This window comes from uncultured Parasphingorhabdus sp. (assembly GCF_963975555.1).
In the GTDB taxonomy this organism is placed as follows: domain Bacteria; phylum Pseudomonadota; class Alphaproteobacteria; order Sphingomonadales; family Sphingomonadaceae; genus Parasphingorhabdus.
Window position 1 is genome coordinate 756,156 of record NZ_CAXBHH010000001.1, and the last position, 15,996, is coordinate 772,151.

At 54.0% G+C, this 15,996-nt stretch carries 21 protein-coding genes; 11 read left to right on the forward strand and 10 right to left on the reverse strand.

Features of this window, described 5'->3' with window-relative positions; genetic code table 11:
- Positions 1 to 12 precede the first annotated feature (12 nt).
- Both AAC060_RS03720 and AAC060_RS03725 read left to right on the forward strand, forming a co-directional pair.
- Positions 13 to 1,338, forward strand: coding sequence for an isoprenylcysteine carboxylmethyltransferase family protein (locus AAC060_RS03720; protein ID WP_339823005.1), 1,326 nt, complete (start codon positions 13 to 15; stop codon positions 1,336 to 1,338).
- Positions 1,339 to 1,375: 37 nt separating this feature from the next.
- Positions 1,376 to 1,951: a DNA-3-methyladenine glycosylase I gene (locus AAC060_RS03725; protein ID WP_339823007.1), complete on the forward strand. Its 576-nt coding sequence runs from the start codon at positions 1,376 to 1,378 to the stop codon at positions 1,949 to 1,951.
- Here AAC060_RS03725 and AAC060_RS03730 read toward each other — a convergent pair whose 3' ends face one another.
- Both AAC060_RS03730 and AAC060_RS03735 read right to left on the reverse strand, forming a co-directional pair.
- Positions 1,952 to 2,443 (reverse strand): cytochrome c family protein, encoded by a 492-nt coding sequence (locus tag AAC060_RS03730; protein WP_339823009.1) that lies wholly within the window; start codon positions 2,441 to 2,443, stop codon positions 1,952 to 1,954.
- Positions 2,444 to 2,459: 16 nt separating this feature from the next.
- Positions 2,460 to 2,645, reverse strand: coding sequence for a hypothetical protein (locus tag AAC060_RS03735; RefSeq protein ID WP_339823011.1), 186 nt, complete (start codon positions 2,643 to 2,645; stop codon positions 2,460 to 2,462).
- 47 nt (positions 2,646 to 2,692) lie between these two features.
- Here AAC060_RS03735 and AAC060_RS03740 point away from each other — a divergent pair, with 47 nt between their 5' ends.
- Positions 2,693 to 3,955, forward strand: a complete 1,263-nt coding sequence (locus tag AAC060_RS03740; RefSeq protein WP_339823013.1) for a DUF2254 domain-containing protein — start codon at positions 2,693 to 2,695, stop codon at positions 3,953 to 3,955.
- 242 nt (positions 3,956 to 4,197) lie between these two features.
- On the opposite strand, the gene AAC060_RS03745 is transcribed toward AAC060_RS03740, so the two are convergent.
- Together AAC060_RS03745 and AAC060_RS03750 are read right to left on the reverse strand one after the other, a co-directional pair.
- Entirely contained in the window at positions 4,198 to 4,905 is a 708-nt protein-coding gene (locus tag AAC060_RS03745; RefSeq protein WP_339823015.1) for a hypothetical protein, read from the reverse strand.
- Positions 4,895 to 5,779, reverse strand: coding sequence for a mechanosensitive ion channel (locus AAC060_RS03750; protein ID WP_339823017.1), 885 nt, complete (start codon positions 5,777 to 5,779; stop codon positions 4,895 to 4,897). Before AAC060_RS03750 ends, AAC060_RS03745 begins: the two co-directional genes overlap by 11 nt.
- A gap of 85 nt (positions 5,780 to 5,864) precedes the next feature.
- Between AAC060_RS03750 and AAC060_RS03755 the strand changes: the two genes are divergently transcribed.
- A complete protein-coding gene (locus AAC060_RS03755) occupies positions 5,865 to 7,277 on the forward strand; it encodes a phospholipase D-like domain-containing protein (protein ID WP_339823019.1) in 1,413 nt (470 codons plus the stop codon).
- 238 nt (positions 7,278 to 7,515) lie between these two features.
- On the opposite strand, the gene AAC060_RS03760 is transcribed toward AAC060_RS03755, so the two are convergent.
- The 3 genes from AAC060_RS03760 to AAC060_RS03770 form a co-directional block, all read right to left on the reverse strand.
- Complete coding sequence (locus AAC060_RS03760) at positions 7,516 to 7,920, reverse strand: DUF202 domain-containing protein (protein ID WP_339823021.1); 405 nt, start codon at positions 7,918 to 7,920, stop codon at positions 7,516 to 7,518.
- A gap of 99 nt (positions 7,921 to 8,019) precedes the next feature.
- Positions 8,020 to 8,205 carry a PLD nuclease N-terminal domain-containing protein gene (locus AAC060_RS03765; protein ID WP_339823023.1) on the reverse strand — a complete coding sequence of 62 codons (186 nt, stop codon included), beginning with the start codon at positions 8,203 to 8,205 and terminating at the stop codon, positions 8,020 to 8,022.
- 38 nt (positions 8,206 to 8,243) lie between these two features.
- Complete coding sequence (locus tag AAC060_RS03770) at positions 8,244 to 8,687, reverse strand: PA2169 family four-helix-bundle protein (protein WP_339823025.1); 444 nt, start codon at positions 8,685 to 8,687, stop codon at positions 8,244 to 8,246.
- 131 nt (positions 8,688 to 8,818) lie between these two features.
- On the opposite strand from AAC060_RS03770, the gene AAC060_RS03775 reads away from it, so the two are divergent.
- On the forward strand, positions 8,819 to 10,207 hold the full coding sequence (locus AAC060_RS03775; protein ID WP_339823027.1) for a mechanosensitive ion channel domain-containing protein: 1,389 nt from the start codon (positions 8,819 to 8,821) through the stop codon (positions 10,205 to 10,207).
- 71 nt (positions 10,208 to 10,278) lie between these two features.
- Positions 10,279 to 10,752: a BLUF domain-containing protein gene (locus AAC060_RS03780; protein WP_339823029.1), complete on the forward strand. Its 474-nt coding sequence runs from the start codon at positions 10,279 to 10,281 to the stop codon at positions 10,750 to 10,752.
- A 69-nt stretch (positions 10,753 to 10,821) separates the two neighbouring features.
- On the opposite strand, the gene AAC060_RS03785 is transcribed toward AAC060_RS03780, so the two are convergent.
- Positions 10,822 to 11,037, reverse strand: coding sequence for a hypothetical protein (locus AAC060_RS03785; protein WP_339823030.1), 216 nt, complete (start codon positions 11,035 to 11,037; stop codon positions 10,822 to 10,824).
- A 230-nt stretch (positions 11,038 to 11,267) separates the two neighbouring features.
- Between AAC060_RS03785 and AAC060_RS03790 the strand changes: the two genes are divergently transcribed.
- Together AAC060_RS03790 and AAC060_RS03795 are read left to right on the forward strand one after the other, a co-directional pair.
- Positions 11,268 to 11,435: a NepR family anti-sigma factor gene (locus AAC060_RS03790; RefSeq protein ID WP_339823032.1), complete on the forward strand. Its 168-nt coding sequence runs from the start codon at positions 11,268 to 11,270 to the stop codon at positions 11,433 to 11,435.
- Positions 11,428 to 12,018: a sigma-70 family RNA polymerase sigma factor gene (locus AAC060_RS03795; RefSeq protein WP_339823034.1), complete on the forward strand. Its 591-nt coding sequence runs from the start codon at positions 11,428 to 11,430 to the stop codon at positions 12,016 to 12,018. Before AAC060_RS03790 ends, AAC060_RS03795 begins: the two co-directional genes overlap by 8 nt.
- Positions 12,019 to 12,063: 45 nt before the next feature.
- Here AAC060_RS03795 and AAC060_RS03800 read toward each other — a convergent pair whose 3' ends face one another.
- Both AAC060_RS03800 and AAC060_RS03805 read right to left on the reverse strand, forming a co-directional pair.
- Complete coding sequence (locus tag AAC060_RS03800) at positions 12,064 to 12,192, reverse strand: hypothetical protein (protein WP_339823036.1); 129 nt, start codon at positions 12,190 to 12,192, stop codon at positions 12,064 to 12,066.
- An 8-nt stretch (positions 12,193 to 12,200) separates the two neighbouring features.
- Positions 12,201 to 12,980 carry a response regulator gene (locus AAC060_RS03805; RefSeq protein ID WP_339823038.1) on the reverse strand — a complete coding sequence of 260 codons (780 nt, stop codon included), beginning with the start codon at positions 12,978 to 12,980 and terminating at the stop codon, positions 12,201 to 12,203.
- A 167-nt stretch (positions 12,981 to 13,147) separates the two neighbouring features.
- Between AAC060_RS03805 and AAC060_RS03810 the strand changes: the two genes are divergently transcribed.
- The 3 genes from AAC060_RS03810 (at position 13,148) to AAC060_RS03820 (ending at position 15,936) form a co-directional block, all read left to right on the forward strand.
- Positions 13,148 to 13,438, forward strand: coding sequence for a DUF883 family protein (locus AAC060_RS03810; protein WP_339823040.1), 291 nt, complete (start codon positions 13,148 to 13,150; stop codon positions 13,436 to 13,438).
- Between the two features lie 255 nt (positions 13,439 to 13,693).
- The gene (locus AAC060_RS03815) at positions 13,694 to 15,199 is read left to right on the forward strand and encodes an HWE histidine kinase domain-containing protein (RefSeq protein ID WP_339823042.1); all 1,506 of its coding nucleotides are present in this window, start codon (positions 13,694 to 13,696) and stop codon (positions 15,197 to 15,199) included.
- Positions 15,199 to 15,936: a Crp/Fnr family transcriptional regulator gene (locus tag AAC060_RS03820; protein ID WP_339823044.1), complete on the forward strand. Its 738-nt coding sequence runs from the start codon at positions 15,199 to 15,201 to the stop codon at positions 15,934 to 15,936. The genes AAC060_RS03815 and AAC060_RS03820 overlap by 1 nt, the downstream gene beginning before the upstream one ends.
- Positions 15,937 to 15,996 lie beyond the last annotated feature (60 nt).

A 15,996-nucleotide genomic window follows, 5' to 3' on the forward strand; every position in this document is an offset into this window, starting at 1 on the left:
TAAGGCAGTCGCATGTTCGGACAGAAATCCAGAAACGTTGATCCGCGCCCCCGGTCGGCGGTCTCCCATGGCGTCGGCGTGGCGGGCTTGATCGGACTGGCCGCATGGATATTGATTGCCCGCCAATATGGCATGGACGGTCCCTATTCGGCGCTCGCCGCTTGTCTTGCCTGTGCGGTGCCGATGGTGATCTGGTCGCTGCTGATGGACAAGGTCCATTTGCGACCCTCTACCGGGATCGACTGGCAGAATCCGAAATCGCTCAAACAGACATTCGACATCAGTCTCGTGAAGCTGGCTGGCCTCTGGGCAACATGGGGCATTATCGCGACCATTTATTGTGTCGGACGCTGGTACTGGACCGGACAATATCAATTTTCGATGCAGATGATGGAAATGGTCGCGCCCTGGCTGTTCGTGCTGTCCATCCCGTATATCCTGTTCATGGACCGCTACACGATCGAACCGCGTGACGGAGCGTGGCATTTCGGCCAGCTGTTGACCGGCAGGAAGAGTGAATTTGATCGCGAGCAAATTTATCATCATCTGCGCGCCTGGGCGGTGAAGGGCTTCTTCCTCGCCTTCATGATCTCGATCGTGCCCGGCGGCTTTGGTGATCTTGTCCGGCTTGATATCAACGATCTTGCCGGCGACCCGGTGGCCATTGCAGGCTGGCTGATCACCGCGATGTTCGTCGTCGATGTCCAGTTTGCGACGGTTGGCTATTTGCTGACGATGAAGCCGCTCGATGCCCATATCCGCACCGCCAATCCCTATCTCGCAGGCTGGGTTGCTGCTTTGATGTGCTATCCGCCGTTCATCCTGATGGGCGATAACGGACCGCTCAACTATCATGTCAACACCGCCGACTGGGCTTATTGGTTCGAGGGCCAGACCACGATCCTCTGGATATGGGGCGGCATATTGGTCATTCTCACGGCGCTCTATGCCTGGGCGACGGTTGCTTTCGGTCTACGCTTTTCCAATCTCACCCATCGCGGGATATTGACCCACGGTCCTTATAGCTGGACCAAGCATCCCGCCTATGTCGCGAAAAATGCCTTTTGGTGGTTGGCGAGCATGCCGTTTCTGGTGACTTCCGGCAGCTTCACCGATTTGGTGCGCAACACGGTGCTGATGGCTCTGGTCAGCGGGGTCTATTACTGGCGGGCCAAGACCGAAGAAAAGCATTTGCTCGGTGATCCTGCCTATAAGGATTATGCCGAATGGATGGACCGCAACGCGCCGATCCCGCGGCTGCTCAACGGGATCAAGCGAAAGATCGGCTGGTGGACACCGGATCAGGGCCGCGTACCGGATATCCAGCCCGCTGAATAAAATTGTCAGAACCCGTCGAAAAAGCTAATTTACCCGTATGACAGTGCTTGGCTCAGACGGGAAATACCGATGCTTTGGCGGACAGCCGGGCAAGGAGTTTTACGGCGATTATCATGATCAGGAATGGGGCGTGCCCGTCCATGATGACCGGTTGTTATTCGAAAACCTGATCCTTGAAGGCGCGCAGGCTGGCCTGAGCTGGGAAACGGTGCTGCGCAAACGCGATGGCTATCGCCGCGCCTTTTACGATTTTGATATCGCGCGTTGTTCTATCATGAACGACGATGAACTGGAGGCGCTGCGCGAAGATGAGTCCATCATCCGCAACCGGCTCAAGATTTACTCGGTTCGCAAAAACGCACTGGCTTTCATGGAAATCCAGCGGGAATTTGGCAGCTTCGATAACTGGCTCTGGAACCATATCGATGGTGCCCCGCCGGTCAACCGACCGGGCCATTTCTCCGATATGGCGAGCACGTCGCCGATCAGCGATGCGATCTCCAAAAGCCTCAAGAAACGCGGCATGAGCTTTGTCGGCAGCACCATCATCTATGCCTATATGCAGGCCATCGGCATGACCGACGACCATCTCGCCGGATGCTGGAAAGCCTGATCAGCTTGGGTTTTTGAGATAGGCAATCAGGTTGGCGCGTGCCTGTGGATCCGGCATGCCGGCATAGAACATCTTGGTTTTCGGAATGACCCGCGCCGGCTTTTCGAGAAACTGGTTTAATTTTTCTTCCGTCCAGATGATACCGCTATCGGCAGTGGCTGGGGAATAGTTGAAGCCTGCGACCCCTCCGGCTTCCCGCCCAACAATATCTGCCAGCGAGGGACCGAGGCGGTTCATTCCCGGATCGATCACATGGCAGGTGCGACACTGGTTGAAACTGGATTTTCCGGCTTCGGCGTCACCGGTCAGGCTTGCATAAGCAACGCCGTCCAATGTGGCGACATCGTCAGCGGCTGGCGGTCCGGTATCGACCGGTGCTTCTGCTTTCACTGTGTCTGCCGCCGGTTCGCTGGATTCTGAACCACCACCTGAACAGCCTGCAGCCAAAATAGACAAAGCCATGACAGCCGCTACCGTCTTCATGCGAACCATATTCTTTCCCATCGAGTCATATTATCAGGATATTCGATTTCACGATTTCACGATTGCCTAATGCCGATTGTTGCAAAATTAAAGCGTCCATCTGGTATTTTTGTTTCGAGCCGCCTTCGCTGCTGCCGATCGGATAGCGAAAGCCGTACTGGCCGGGCCAATCAAATGCCGCTATCCTCGCTGTATGAACAGATTTCGACACGGACCGCCATTTAGAAACCGGATTGAACTCGCATGAAAGAACGGCGCATGATTTTGGCATTGAGGAAATATATTTCGCGGTTGCCCGAAAAAATCTGGTTCCGCGCGATGTTATTCAGCGTGGGGGCGATTGCCGCAGCGGCGGCAGCGGAGTGGGTCGGCCCAATGATTCCCTATGAAGCGGATCTTGAGCTTGCCAGCGGTTCGGTTGGCGACATATTGACAATATTGGCATCAAGCATGCTGGCGGTCATTGCTTTTTCGGTCTCCATCATGGTGTCGGCTTATGGTTCCGCGACCAATACTGCGACCCCGAGAACCATCGCGCTGATGCTTGCAGATGATCGGTCGCAAAATGCATTGTCGACCTTCCTCGGCACGTTCCTGTTCAGCATCGTCGGTATCATTGGCTTGTCGGCCGGCTATTATGACGATCGGGGACGGGTCATCCTGTTCTTCGCGACGATAGCGGTGATTGTGATTATTACGGGGACGCTGATAAACTGGATTCAACAGCTATCGACCTTCGGGAGAATGAACGATCTGATCGGTCGCGTCGAGCAGGCAACTTCAAAGGCGCTGCGGTGGCATGGCGAGCATCCTTTTCTCGCAACCCAGCCGCCGGTCGAGATACCCGAGAAGGCTCGTCCTGTCAGATGCGATATAGCCAGCGGCGTGGTTACCTCCGTCGATATGAAACGGCTAGAGGAGACCGCCGAAAAACATGGTGTCACGGTCTATCTCGCAATCCATCCCGGGAAACTGGTCTATCCGGCGCGACCTTTGCTCTATTTGTCGGGGGGCGACGCGGATGCAGTTGATCCGCAACCCTTTCGCGATGCGATACTGGTCGAGCATGACCGCAGTTTTGCTCAGGACCCCCGGTTCGGGCTGGTTGTGCTTTCCGAAATAGCTTCCCGGGCTCTCTCTCCGGCGGTGAATGACCCGGGCACGGCCATATCCGTGCTGGATAGCGGCCTGCGCTGCTTCGAGGTCTATGCGCAAGCCTGCTCTTCTCCCGAAGAGCCTAGATATGTCAGAGTGCACGGTCCAGAAATAGATATGGCGGATTTGTTCACCGACTTTTTTATCAAAATTGCGCGGGACGGGGCCGGGATAGTAGAGGTGCAACAGCGCATCCAGCTATGTCTGCTCGCTCTTGCAAGGTCCTGGCCGGACATATTTTCTGCAGCTGCCTCGGACGCGTCCCGCAATGCTCTGGCGAGAGCGCTCGAGGCCATTGTTTACAAGCCGGATATAAAAGATCTGAAGGAACGGTCGCAGCGGGTCGTTGATAGCCGTCCAACGTGAAGGCATCGAAAGGGACGTGAAGTCGGTCATCCGGTGCCAGTTCTGGTAGAAAGGCCGGAAAGCGCAAAATTTGACAAGCATTGGGAGGCTTTATCAGTCAAACTTGCGCTTTCCGGCGCAAACCTATGGGTCGAAGGTGAATTCGTTCATCGCCCAGAGATCATGGTTTAAAACGCACCTATAAGGCATTGGTTCCACGACGGGTGAAATTCTGATGGTCTGTGCCGACCAAATCTTGGTGGTCAATCTGCAGCAAAAGCAGCTACGATATCAGGGATGGCTTTGGGGCTTTCCATCTTCTGCAGCGCTGAGATTGCGTCTGCGATAACGAGATTATATTGCCCGACGAAGCCTTCGAGCGCGCACTGTGTGGCACCGACAGCCCTCATCAGGCCAGACGCTTTTTTATTGCTGTGCAAGACTTCGATCCGGAGATTTCTCAACCCCTCGCAATAGCTATCCAGAAACATAGCCGTCATCACCATGCGCGCCACGCCCAAGCCATGATATTGGTCTAATACGCCAATCGCAAACTCTCCGGTGTCGCTATCTTCTGTTTCGCGGAACACGTGCGCCACCGCCATCGCGGGACGGCTATCATCTTCCATATTGACCATTCCCCAAGCAAGATGAAGGACTCCATCGACGCTTGCCAACCGTTCGATCACCGATGGAGGCATGGTCTTCGCTCCCGAAAAAAAGCGCAAATAGCGGCTTTCGTCTGACATTTCGCTAATGCCCTTTTCGATCAGATCACGGTCCGAGTGACTCACGCGTCGCAGGCAGACCTTGGTGCCGTTATCGAGCTGTGTATCCACCGACTGGACGCGATTATGAAACGAACGTGGTTCAACCATCGGAACTCTCCTGACTGCTCCACACCCAGCTGATGGCAGCAACGCGTGCATGTCAATGCTGAGCGAAGCCGAAGAATTATCATCAATCGCCATTGGAAGCTATCGGCACAGATTCTTTGAAAGTATGGGTGACATAGGGAAAGGGGATTTCGATCCCTGCTTTATCAAGTGCGCGTTTCACCGCCCGGATCACTTGATCGCGGCTTTCATGAAAGTCCCGTTGCGCGGAACCCGACCACCAGCGAAGCTTGAAATCGACCGAGCTGGAATTGAACTCACAGGCAAATATATCGACTGGCTTGCTGCCGTCAGTGATATCGGAAGCTTCAACCGCAGTGCGGATGACGTCGCGCGCTTGTTCAAGATCAGTGTCATAGGAGACGCCGACCACCACTTCATGGCGCCGCTGGCTTTGGTCGGTCAAAATCTCCACCGGATTTTTGAAAAGAATCGAGTTGGGGACGATTGTCAATTCGTTGGACGGTTTTCTGATATGCGTTTCGCGAAGCAGGATCTGCTCCACTTTTCCTTCAATGCCTTCACAGGAAATATGATCGCCGATCCGCATTTTCTCACGCAACATGATCAATATTCCGGCAAGAAAATTCTCGAAAATATCCTGAAAAGCGAATCCGATGGCGACCGTACCGACGCCCAGTCCGGCGATCAGGCTGCCGGGTGTCAGGTCGGGCAGCAATATGGTCAGAGCCACGAGCAACCCGATTGTCCAGATCGCGATCCGGACTAGAGTCTCGACAAGCTCCCGGAGGGAGGGGCGCATCGAGGTCCTTTTGGTCAGGCGATCGGCAATTTTTGTCGCAAATTTTGCGACAATCCAGGTTAAGATCAGGAACAGGAAAGCGATGACCAGACTGGGCAACAGGCTGACGATGCCTTGCCACATGGATCGGAGTTGCGTGATCAAAATTTCAATTGTCGTGAGAGATTGGTCTACCTGATCATTCATCCGTACAAAACGCACAAATATCGGATTGGTTGCATAAATTATTGTGATAATGGGAACTCTATCCCGCCGGAAAGGTTGATCATCGATGGCAAATATATTCAAGCCCGGAGAAAATTGCTGGCGTGTGGAGCATGCTGATCGTTCCGCCGTGCTCATCGATGGCGAAAATTACTTTCGGGCGGTGCGAAAGTCACTCGCGCAGGCCAAGCAACGGATCATGCTGCTGGGCTGGGATTTCGATGAGCGTGTGGAAATGCACGATACTGAGGAGCAAATGGAGGGGCCACTACAGATCGGCGCCTATTTCGACTGGTTGCTCAGGAAGAACCGCGATCTCGACATCTATGTGCTGCGCTGGGATACCGGCGCGATGAAATCCTTTTTACGGGCAAACGGTGTGATGACCTTGGCGCGCTGGTATTTCCACCCGCGGGTGCATTTCAAACTCGACGCACACCATCCGGTTGGTGCGGCGCATCATCAAAAAGTGATCGTTATCGACGAGGATACGGCTTTTTGCAGCGGCATTGATATTACGAATAATCGTTGGGATACCCGCTCTCATGAAGAGAGCCAGAAGTATCGTCGGCAACCGGACGACAATGATGCCGGGCCATGGCATGATGCAGCGATGGTGGTTCAGGGAGACGTTGCTCGTGCGTTGGGAGAATATGCCGAGCAGCACTGGGATGTCGCTGGCGGCAAGAAAGTCAAAGCGGTTACCGCGCATGCGGATTGCTGGCCGGAAGGTTTGACCGCCGATTTTACCGACTGTCCCGTTGCCATCGCCCGCACGCTGCCGGAGATGGAAGACCAGCGGGGCGTGAACGAAATCGAGAATTTAAGTGTCGATCTGATAGCTGCTGCAGAACGATATATCTATGTGGAGAGTCAGTATTTCGCATCCGCTGCGATTGCCCGCGCCATTGTCGAACGTCTCTCGGAACCGGACGGACCCGAAATTGTAATCGTCAATCCGGAAAGTGCGGACGGATGGCTGGAAGCGGAAATCATGAATTCGTCCCGCGCCCGTTTATATCAAGCGGTGAAGGCGCGGGATAAATATGACCGTTTCCGCATGTTCCACCCGTATAATGCCGCTGGGACGCCGATCTATGTCCATGCCAAGATATTGATCGTGGATGACCGGTATATCCGCATCGGTTCGTCTAATTTCAACAACCGCTCGCTCGGATTTGACAGCGAGTGTGATGCGGCGATTGATGCTTCTGCCACTGAAGGTAAAGCCGTCTCCGGCCAGATCGCCCGCGTGCGCAATGATCTGCTAGCCGAGCATTTGGGAAAAGAGGAAAGTGACGTCCGCAATTCACTCGCCGAAACCGGTTCCCTTATCGCGACCATCGAAGCTCTCGCGAACGGAGGGCTTAGGATTCAGCCATATCAGACGCCCGATATCAATGCGGTGGAAGAGTGGCTGGCGGACAATGATATTCTCGACCCGAAAAGGGCGGATGACGTGTTCGCCGGCATTATCTAGATCTAGGCCAGCGGGCGCCGCGATATGGTTGACGCCCACCAGCCCCTCGTGCTCCCTAAGCGGCGGTATCGGCCTGCTTTTTGTCCTGGATTTTCTTGATGATAATTCGGGCGGCCATCGAAACGGCACCTGCCGCGATAGTTCTGATGATGAAACGCATGTTATTTTCCTTTTTCCGTGATAATATATTCATAATATCTACCGGCGGGAGGCGCATTGGTTCCCGTTTGTCCGAAATTCAGTCACCAAAATCCATTGCCCATATGGCGACAATCAACGAGCTGGCACCCAGTGCCATCAAGCCGGAGATCAAGCGCATATTATTGGGTTTTACAGGCGTCGCTTTGTGCGAATTCAGACGGTCCTGAACCGCGCAACCGTTGCGCTGCGCAGCCCAGAAAATAAATATGCCGATGACCATGAACAGCGACGCAATCGCTTTCGGCAGCCAAAATGGTTCGAGCTTTCCGAACAGGGCGTTGAACCCCAGACCGATCCCTACAGCGGCAAGTCCGGTGCGCATCCATCCTGCAAACGTCCGTTCATTGGCCATGATCGTTCGATCTTCGGCCCACTCAGTGCGGTCTTCGGCAAGGTCTGTTCGTTCGCTTGCCAATCTGTTGTTCGATGAAGTGTTGGCCATGATGGGTTCCTGGTCGGTAAGGGGTAAAAACCAAAAAGCCCCGACATTCACCAGAGAGGTGTCTGTCGGGGCTCATGATATCAGGCGGGAGAGGTCAGGCTAAACGGCCCGGGCTGCTCCTTTTGGTCCGATAAAGAACCACAAAATCAGCCCGACAACCGGCAAGACCAAAATGATCAGGGTCCAGATGAGTTTAGCGCCCGTTGACGATCCGCTTCCCCAGACGCTCAGCAGCGCCCAAATGTCCAAAGCCAAAACCAGAAGGCCAATGATTCCATATTCCATGATATATTCCTTTCGTTAATTCTTACAGCGATGGGTATTTAGGAAGTCGCGTCTTCGAGATGGTCGATAAGGCGGCCGTCCGCTCTCAATTCGCCCTGGTAATTTTTAAGCAACGTCTTTGCGGAAACCGACAGCTCATCGTTCTCGAGGGCTTTCTCGAATTTCTTGCGAAGATATTCCTCGCCGGTTTCGACGGCTTCGATCGCGGCTTCGTCGTTATCCTGCAATGCAGCGCTCAGGCCCATGAATACGCGGTGTGCCGATGCCAGAATTGTACCATCGTTTTCCGCGGTACCGCCAAGTGCTGTTATTTCATTGCGAACGGACGCCGCCATTGCGCGACGGGAAGCGGCGCGACGGGAGAAGAAATTCTTGAAAGTCTCCCGGTCCGCTATCTCGGCTGCTTTTTCATAGCCATGCGCGGAATCGATCAGGGTTTCCAGAATGTCATTCAATATGTCTGTGGAAGTGTTGTTTGTCATTTTACCCTCGTTGTTCGTTGAATATGGTCAATCAACATCGGGCCGGCTTGTCGGTTCCAAACTAAATTTTTCCCGCTGGCAGGAACTTTTGCTACATACTGGCGTATGCGAAATTCGCTGATCGGAGAAACATGTCCCTATATCGCTCGCTTCTGACCGTCGTATCTCTCGCAATAGCGTTATGCGGATTAGCTAGCGTGCTTCCCGTCGTCAGTGAGGCAAGCGCACAGGTCCAGTTGCCGGAGCCGTTGGACGAAGCGGCGCCTGTCATCGACCCCGCAGCGACTGGCAGCGATGATATGGCCATTGCCAACCGGTTGCGCGGCATTTTCCAGGAGATAAAAGGTCTCGAAGGCGTGCGGGTCGCTGTCGATGCCGGTGTTGTGAGCTTGACGGGTGCGATCGCCGACAACGCATCAGCTGACCGTGCCGAAGCGATTGCAGAGCGGGTATCCGGCGTTGTCACGGTGGAAACGCAATTTGAACGCGATCTGTCGGTGGGCAAGAATGTTGAACCGGTCGTTGATAAATTCGGTACAAGTTTGCAGAATTTCCTTTCGGCGCTGCCGCTGATCGGGATTGCCTTTCTCGTCGCGATATCTGTCGGCTTGTTGGGCCATTTCATTGCCTCGCGCATGGGCTTCTGGGAACGGGTGACGCCCAATATTTTTCTCGCCGAACTGATCGCGGGATCCGTCCGCGTTATCTTCATTCTGGTCGGAATATTCATCGGCTTGGATATTCTCAACGCGACCGCCTTGCTGGGTGCGGTGCTAGGCGGTGCCGGGGTAATCGGTCTGGCGGTCGGCTTTGCCCTGCGCGATACGGTCGACAATTATATGTCGAGTATCATGCTCAGTATCCGCCAGCCGTTTCGGGCCAATGATCATGTGCTGATCGGCGTGCGGGAAGGCCGGGTTGTCCGGCTGACCTCGCGGGCAACGATTTTGATGACGCTCGACGGCAATCACCTGCGCATCCCCAACGCCACCGTGTTCAAAGCGGAAATACTGAATTATTCCCGCAATCCGCAGCGCCGGTTCAGCTTCGAACTGGGGGTCGATGCCGATGATGATCCGGCAGCGGCGATTGCAACCGGTTTGCGGGCAATTAACGGACAGGATTTTGTCCTGAATGATCCCGAGGCCACCGCCGAGATAAAGGAAGTCGGCGATTCTAATATTCTGATCGCGTTCCACGGATGGATTGACCAGCGTGACAGCGATTTCAACAAGGCGAGGGGGGCGGCGATACGGGTTACCAAAAACGCGCTGGAAGAGTCCGGCTTTGCCTTGCCGGAACCAATATATCGCCTGCGTTTTGACAATGGGCCGCCATTCGTGGCCGAAAATACCGGCAATGCCGAAGCCCGCGATGTTGTTGTCGAGAAACCTGTCAAAGCGGCGGTGGCAAAGATATTTGACGTATCTCCTGAAGACCATGTCGAGAAGCTGGTCGATTCAGAACGATCGGGGCAGGGAGCGTCCGACCTGCTGGATGACAAGCAGCCCGTTGAATGATAGCCAATCGCGCTAACCTATGTTAAGGAAGCCATTGATCAAACTCCCTAAATGACCTTTTTGACAATTGGTTGGGTCGCGACAATCACCGTCGCCAGGCTGCCAAAAGAAAGTTACATGTGCCCGCCCCTTTGACCTCCCTCATCTACGTGAGTACCGCCACCGCTGGGCTGAGCCTGGACGATTTTCTGGCCATTCTGACGGCTTCGCAACGCAATAACCAGCGGCTCGGAATCACAGGATTGCTGGTATTTAACGGCACAAATTTCATGCAATGTCTCGAAGGAGACAAGGCCGCGACCAATGATCTTCTTCATCACATTGAACGCGACGATCGACATAGCGGCCTCAACGTTGTCAGCCAAAACCAAACGGTGAAACTGCAATTCGCAGAATGGCATATGGCCGGGCGTTATTTGCCCGAGAAGCACGGGATGGGGCAGGCCGATCTCAAGGAAATCTTGTCCGCCGATGCGGTTTCCGGTGCGACGAGGACGATGTTCGACAGCTTTCGTTCTCTTGGTGGCGGTCTGCCAGGGATGTAAGCGGCGCAGAAAAGGCAGCGGTTTCTATCCCGCGCCCATTCTATCTGCGCCACTCAATATTCGCTGCTCTTAAACAGAACTTTTTCCCTGTGCCGAGGCTTTTCTGGCTTTCTCCAGTTCTGCGGCTTCTTCACCGTCGAGCGCCCGTGCGGCATCCTTTGCCTTGCTTTCGACATCGGCATGCTCTGCGAATTCATGTTGGGCCTCCTGGAATCTACGGGAGCCTTCCCGGCTTCCTTCGCCCTCCATTTTGAGGTTGGACTTTTCATCTGTGCTATCTGGCATTGCTAAAATCTCCGCGTTCGAGTTGTTCCCTCCGAGGAAAAAACGGGCAGTTGCAAAGATCGTTCCCTGCTGTTGGACATTCGTGGTAAAAATTTATATGCAACCTTTACGAACATCAGGGGTTCTCTAAGCAAGCAAACAAAATCGAGGCATGATTTGGCGAGCCCGGAAAAAAATCAGACTGAATCACCGGATAGCGGTGACGGGTTAAAAAACCAAAGGACGTGCCGGTGAAAAGCAAGGATGATATGCAACAGAGATTGGGCCTCGGGCTTAAAAATATGTATTTAAGCGTATTGGAGGAGCCGCTCCCTGACGACATGTTGGCGCTTTTAGACCAGCTGGACGATGATGACGATGAAGATACCGACGACAGTCGGTCTGACCTGAATGGGTAAGGATAAACCCCTGCCATCAGCGCAGTTCAAAAAGGAACTGGCGGAAGCCATACCGCATTTGCGTGCCTTCGGGCGTAGTCTCGCCGGCGACCGGGACGTGGCAGATGATCTCGTTCAGGACACATTGCTGAAAGCATGGGCCGCTCGGGACCGTTTCATTGCCGGTACTTCGATGCGGGCATGGACATTTGTCATTTTGCGGAACACCTTTTTTTCCAGCATGCGAAGAAAGAAATTCACCGGAAATTACGACGAGCTGGTAGCCGAACGGATATTGTCCGCTCCTGCATCACAGCAGGATCCGTTGCACCTCGCAGATTTGCAGCGCGGATTGATGGAATTATCCGACGATCAGAGAGAAGCAATCATCCTGGTAGGCGCCGGCGGCTATTCCTATGAAGAAGCCGCCGAAATTGCCAATTGCGCTGTTGGCACGATGAAGAGCCGTGTGTCGCGCGCGCGCAAAACGCTGGAAGAAATTCTTGAGGAAGGACGCTTCACATCCGCGTCGGACGGCCATGCCAATCTGACGGCAACGGCGCTTGAGAATATCATCGGTGCGGTCGAGAAGATCGCGTCCTAGCGACTTCTGCGCCGCTTACTGACAATTCTTCATTTCTTCATTCACCTATAATTTAAAAAAGAATATCACCATGGCGAGGCCGATCACCGCGAGCGGGATCGACCATGCCAGGGTTTTGCGGTTCATCTTCCGCGAACTGCCCTGCCGCGCGTCGTCGGGATCAATCAGGGCCATGATTCTCCTTATGCGGGTTGTGCAGCAGTCGAAAAGAATAATGCCTGACTGATTGCCGCACGGATTGCATTGGGCTGAAACGGTTTGGTGATGAGGAATGTCGGTTCAGGCCGTTCACCGGTGAGCAGGCGTTCGGGAAATGCGGTTATAAAAATAACCGGAACCGATATCTGTTCCAATATTTCTTTCACGGCATCGATTCCCGAGCTGCCGTCGGCTAGCTGGATGTCGGCGAGCACCAGACTCGGTTTCGCTTTTGCTACAGCTTCCATCGCACCCTTGTGGGTTGTCGCAGTGCCGCAAACGCGGTGACCAAGACCGGAAACAATCTGCTGCAATTCCATCGAGATCAGCGCCTCATCCTCGATTATGAGCACGTCCGACCGGATTTCCTTGTCGATGTCGGCGATAGCGTCTTCCAGCAATCCATTGATGGAATTTTCACCAACATCCGCAATTTTTGCAACTTCTTCGATCGAGAAGCCTTCGAGCGCGGTTAGTAGCAGCACTTGCCGGCTGATAGGCGGAATGGCATTCAACCGGCTTTGCGCGGTGTTGTCATCCGGATCTTCGGTCAGCCTTACATGTGCGCTCTCCCAAATACGGGAAAACACCCGATAGAGTTGAACACGGACATTGTCATCGTTTGGTACCGATTCAGGATCGGCAATGATCGCCTCAAGCGTTGCTTTGACAAAGGTATCACCGCTTTTTTGACTGCCAGTCAAAGCGCGCCCGTAGCGCCGCAGATAAGGCAAATGCGGTCTCAGAATTTCAGCTAGCGACATATATATGTATCTCCATGGTAATCTCTCTAACGTACGATAATAAAAAGAGTTCCACAAAAAAAATAGAATTATGGCGATGGCCGACCGGACCGATTTCTGACCGGAACCGGAACCAAATGGCTCGGCGCTCGTAGACTCTGCAGTAGATAGAAATTGGAGAAAATGAAATGACAGGCAATTATTCAGAGGAAATGGGTGCGGTGAAATCTGATTTGCAGACCCTGAAGGAAGATCTGGCGACATTGACCAAATCCGTCAAGACTGACGCACAGGCCAATGCATCAGAATTGCGCGCCAACGCGAAAACCAAGTTGAAGGCTGCCCGTGAAAACGCGATGGATGCCGGGACTAAGGGCCGTGAAAAAGCCCGCGTCACTTTCAAGGAAAATCCGATTGTGAGCATCGCCGCCACTGCGGGAATCGGTTTGGTAATCGGAGCTTTAATGGCTCGTCGCTAATCATTCAGGATAGCAGGCAAAACCGGCGAGGGGCGAAAATTCCCTCGCCTTTTCTATGGCTTCGGATTTCCTATGTTGTTTCGCGATCATCTGTAGCCTTGCAAAAGCCTGCTGTGAATTATGTTCGTGCCGGCCCGACTGTTGTGTTAGCGAGACATGGTTCGCTTCTTTGATTCTCCACAAGCATGCAACAAGATCGCGAGTTAAGCATTGATAAGTCGATCCCTTGCGGGGGCATGGATGAAAGGATCAGATATGAGTGCGGGTAACCGTATCAGCCGCGAGCTACATCCATCGATTGAAACCGAACGGTTGGAGACTTTGGGCAGCTATCAAATCATGGATAGCGCGCCAGAAGAGGCTTTTGACCGTATCACGCGGTTGGTAGCGGATATTTTCGCGGCACCGATCGCATCCATCACGTTTTTTGATGATAATAGAGAATGGTTCAAATCCGTGGTCGGCCTGCCTCCCGTGGACATCGACCGACGTCTTTCCTTAGGCAAAGAGCTGATTGAAGGCCGCGAGCCGGTTGTCATCGAGGATGCCGAGAAAGAACCGCAATTCGCCGACAACCCCTTGGTCAGTGGCGATTCCGCTATTCGTTTCTATGCCGGTGCGCCGTTGATTGCCCCCAGCGGGCTGGTTTTGGGTGCGCTCTGCATCGCTGATACCGTTCCGCGATTTCGAACAGCGAAGAACCAGCTCAACCAGCTCCGCAGCATGGCCGATATTGTGATGAGTGAAATGGAGTTGCGCCGCGAGATTATTTTGCGGGAACGAGCGCAAAAAAATGCGGCTATTGCCCGGTCCAATCTTGATCTTACTCTGGCGCTCAGCGACGTGGGCAGTTTCCGGATAGATCTTGAAACCGGACTGATCGACTGGGGCGGCGCCTATATGAAAATTTGGGGAGAGGATGCCGGCGAAGCTATCACGGAAGTGGAAAGTGCATTGGCCCGTGTCCATCCCGACGATCAGGAATCCGTGCGGCAAGCCATGAGTCTGGCGGTCGCTCCGGGTGAGAAATTTGAAACGCGTTTTCGTATCATATTGCCCTCCGGCGAAATTCGCTGGGTGGAAGGCTATGGTGATTATCTTGAATCCAACGGGCGTCCGACGCTGACAGGTATCAACAAGGACATCACCCATTCCGTTGACCAGCAGGAACAGTTACGCCTCCATACGCGGGAACTGCATCATCGTTTGCGCAACCTGTTCGCGACGTTGCAATCGATCATGTCCCTGACAAAAAATTCGGCGACATCGATTGACGACTATATCGAACGGATCAAGAGCCGGTTGAGCGCCCTCAACCGGGCTCAGCAAATCCTGCTCGACACCAATTTCGTGACCGGCTCCTTTGCGGCGCTGGTCAGGGATCTTTGCCAGACCTACCCTAGGGTGCGCTGGTCCGGTCCCGATTTTTCCCTATCGGAAAATGCGATGGTATCGATTTCGCTGGTTCTCAACGAATTGGCCACCAATGCCGTCAAATATGGAGCCCTGACCACCGGAAAAGGACTGGTGAAGATCGAATGGGCCATCCAAGAAGAGGATGGTCAGGACATCGTCAATCTGACCTGGACGGAACGCGGCGGACCCAGCGCAGAAATAGCGCCAGCGGGTTCCGGCTTTGGTTCTTCGCTCATTGATCACAGCATCACGCGCAACTTGCGCGGGGAAATCAATCGAGACTGGACGGCAGACGGACTGCTTTGCACCGTCGTGTTCCCTGTTCCTGAAGATCGGGTTCGTTAGTGGCGCAAAAGGCCCTGCTGCGGCGGATATCTTTCTATGCTGACCTTGACGCTACTGATCAGCAAGTGATCGAGCAGCTGGACGGACGCGAGCAGCATTTCGCGAAAAACACCGAAATTGTCGACGCCGGTCAGGAAATGGACAGCGTTCTGATCGTCAAGGAAGGCTGGGCTATCCGTTACAAGTCGCTGGAGGATGGCAGGCGTCAGGTTCTGAACGTGCTCTTGCCCGGAGACATGTTCGATCTGCAGGTTCTGGTCGCTGCCGAGGCCGACCATTCGGTAAAAACCGTCACGAACCTGACCGCATTGGCGGTCAAGCCTTCGGTATTTCGCCGCCTGCTCACCGAGTCCGGGAAACTCACTCTCGCTTTCTGGTGGATGCAGGTTCAGGAAGAAGCCTTCCTGCGCGAGCAGATTGTCCGAAACGGACAGCAGACTGCGCGAGAAAGAATCGGACATTTTCTTCTCGAGTTGCACAGGCGCGTGCAAATCGCTGGCGAGGGCACCGGTGACGGGTTTCGCGTGCCGTTAACGCAAACCGTCCTCGCCGATGCGCTTGGCTTGACCCCGATCCATACCAACCGGGTGCTCCGGCAGCTGGAGCGTGACGGACTCATCGAGCGGGACAATGGCTGGATCCAGTTTACAGACGCAGCCCGCCTCGCCGATATCAGCCAGTTTGATCCGTCCTATTTTCATCTCGATGCCTTTCGGATGCGTCTCGGTCGCAATTAATTTTCCGGCGTGATGGAACTCCCAGCCGGATGCGCGCGTTACATATATTGAACCAATGAA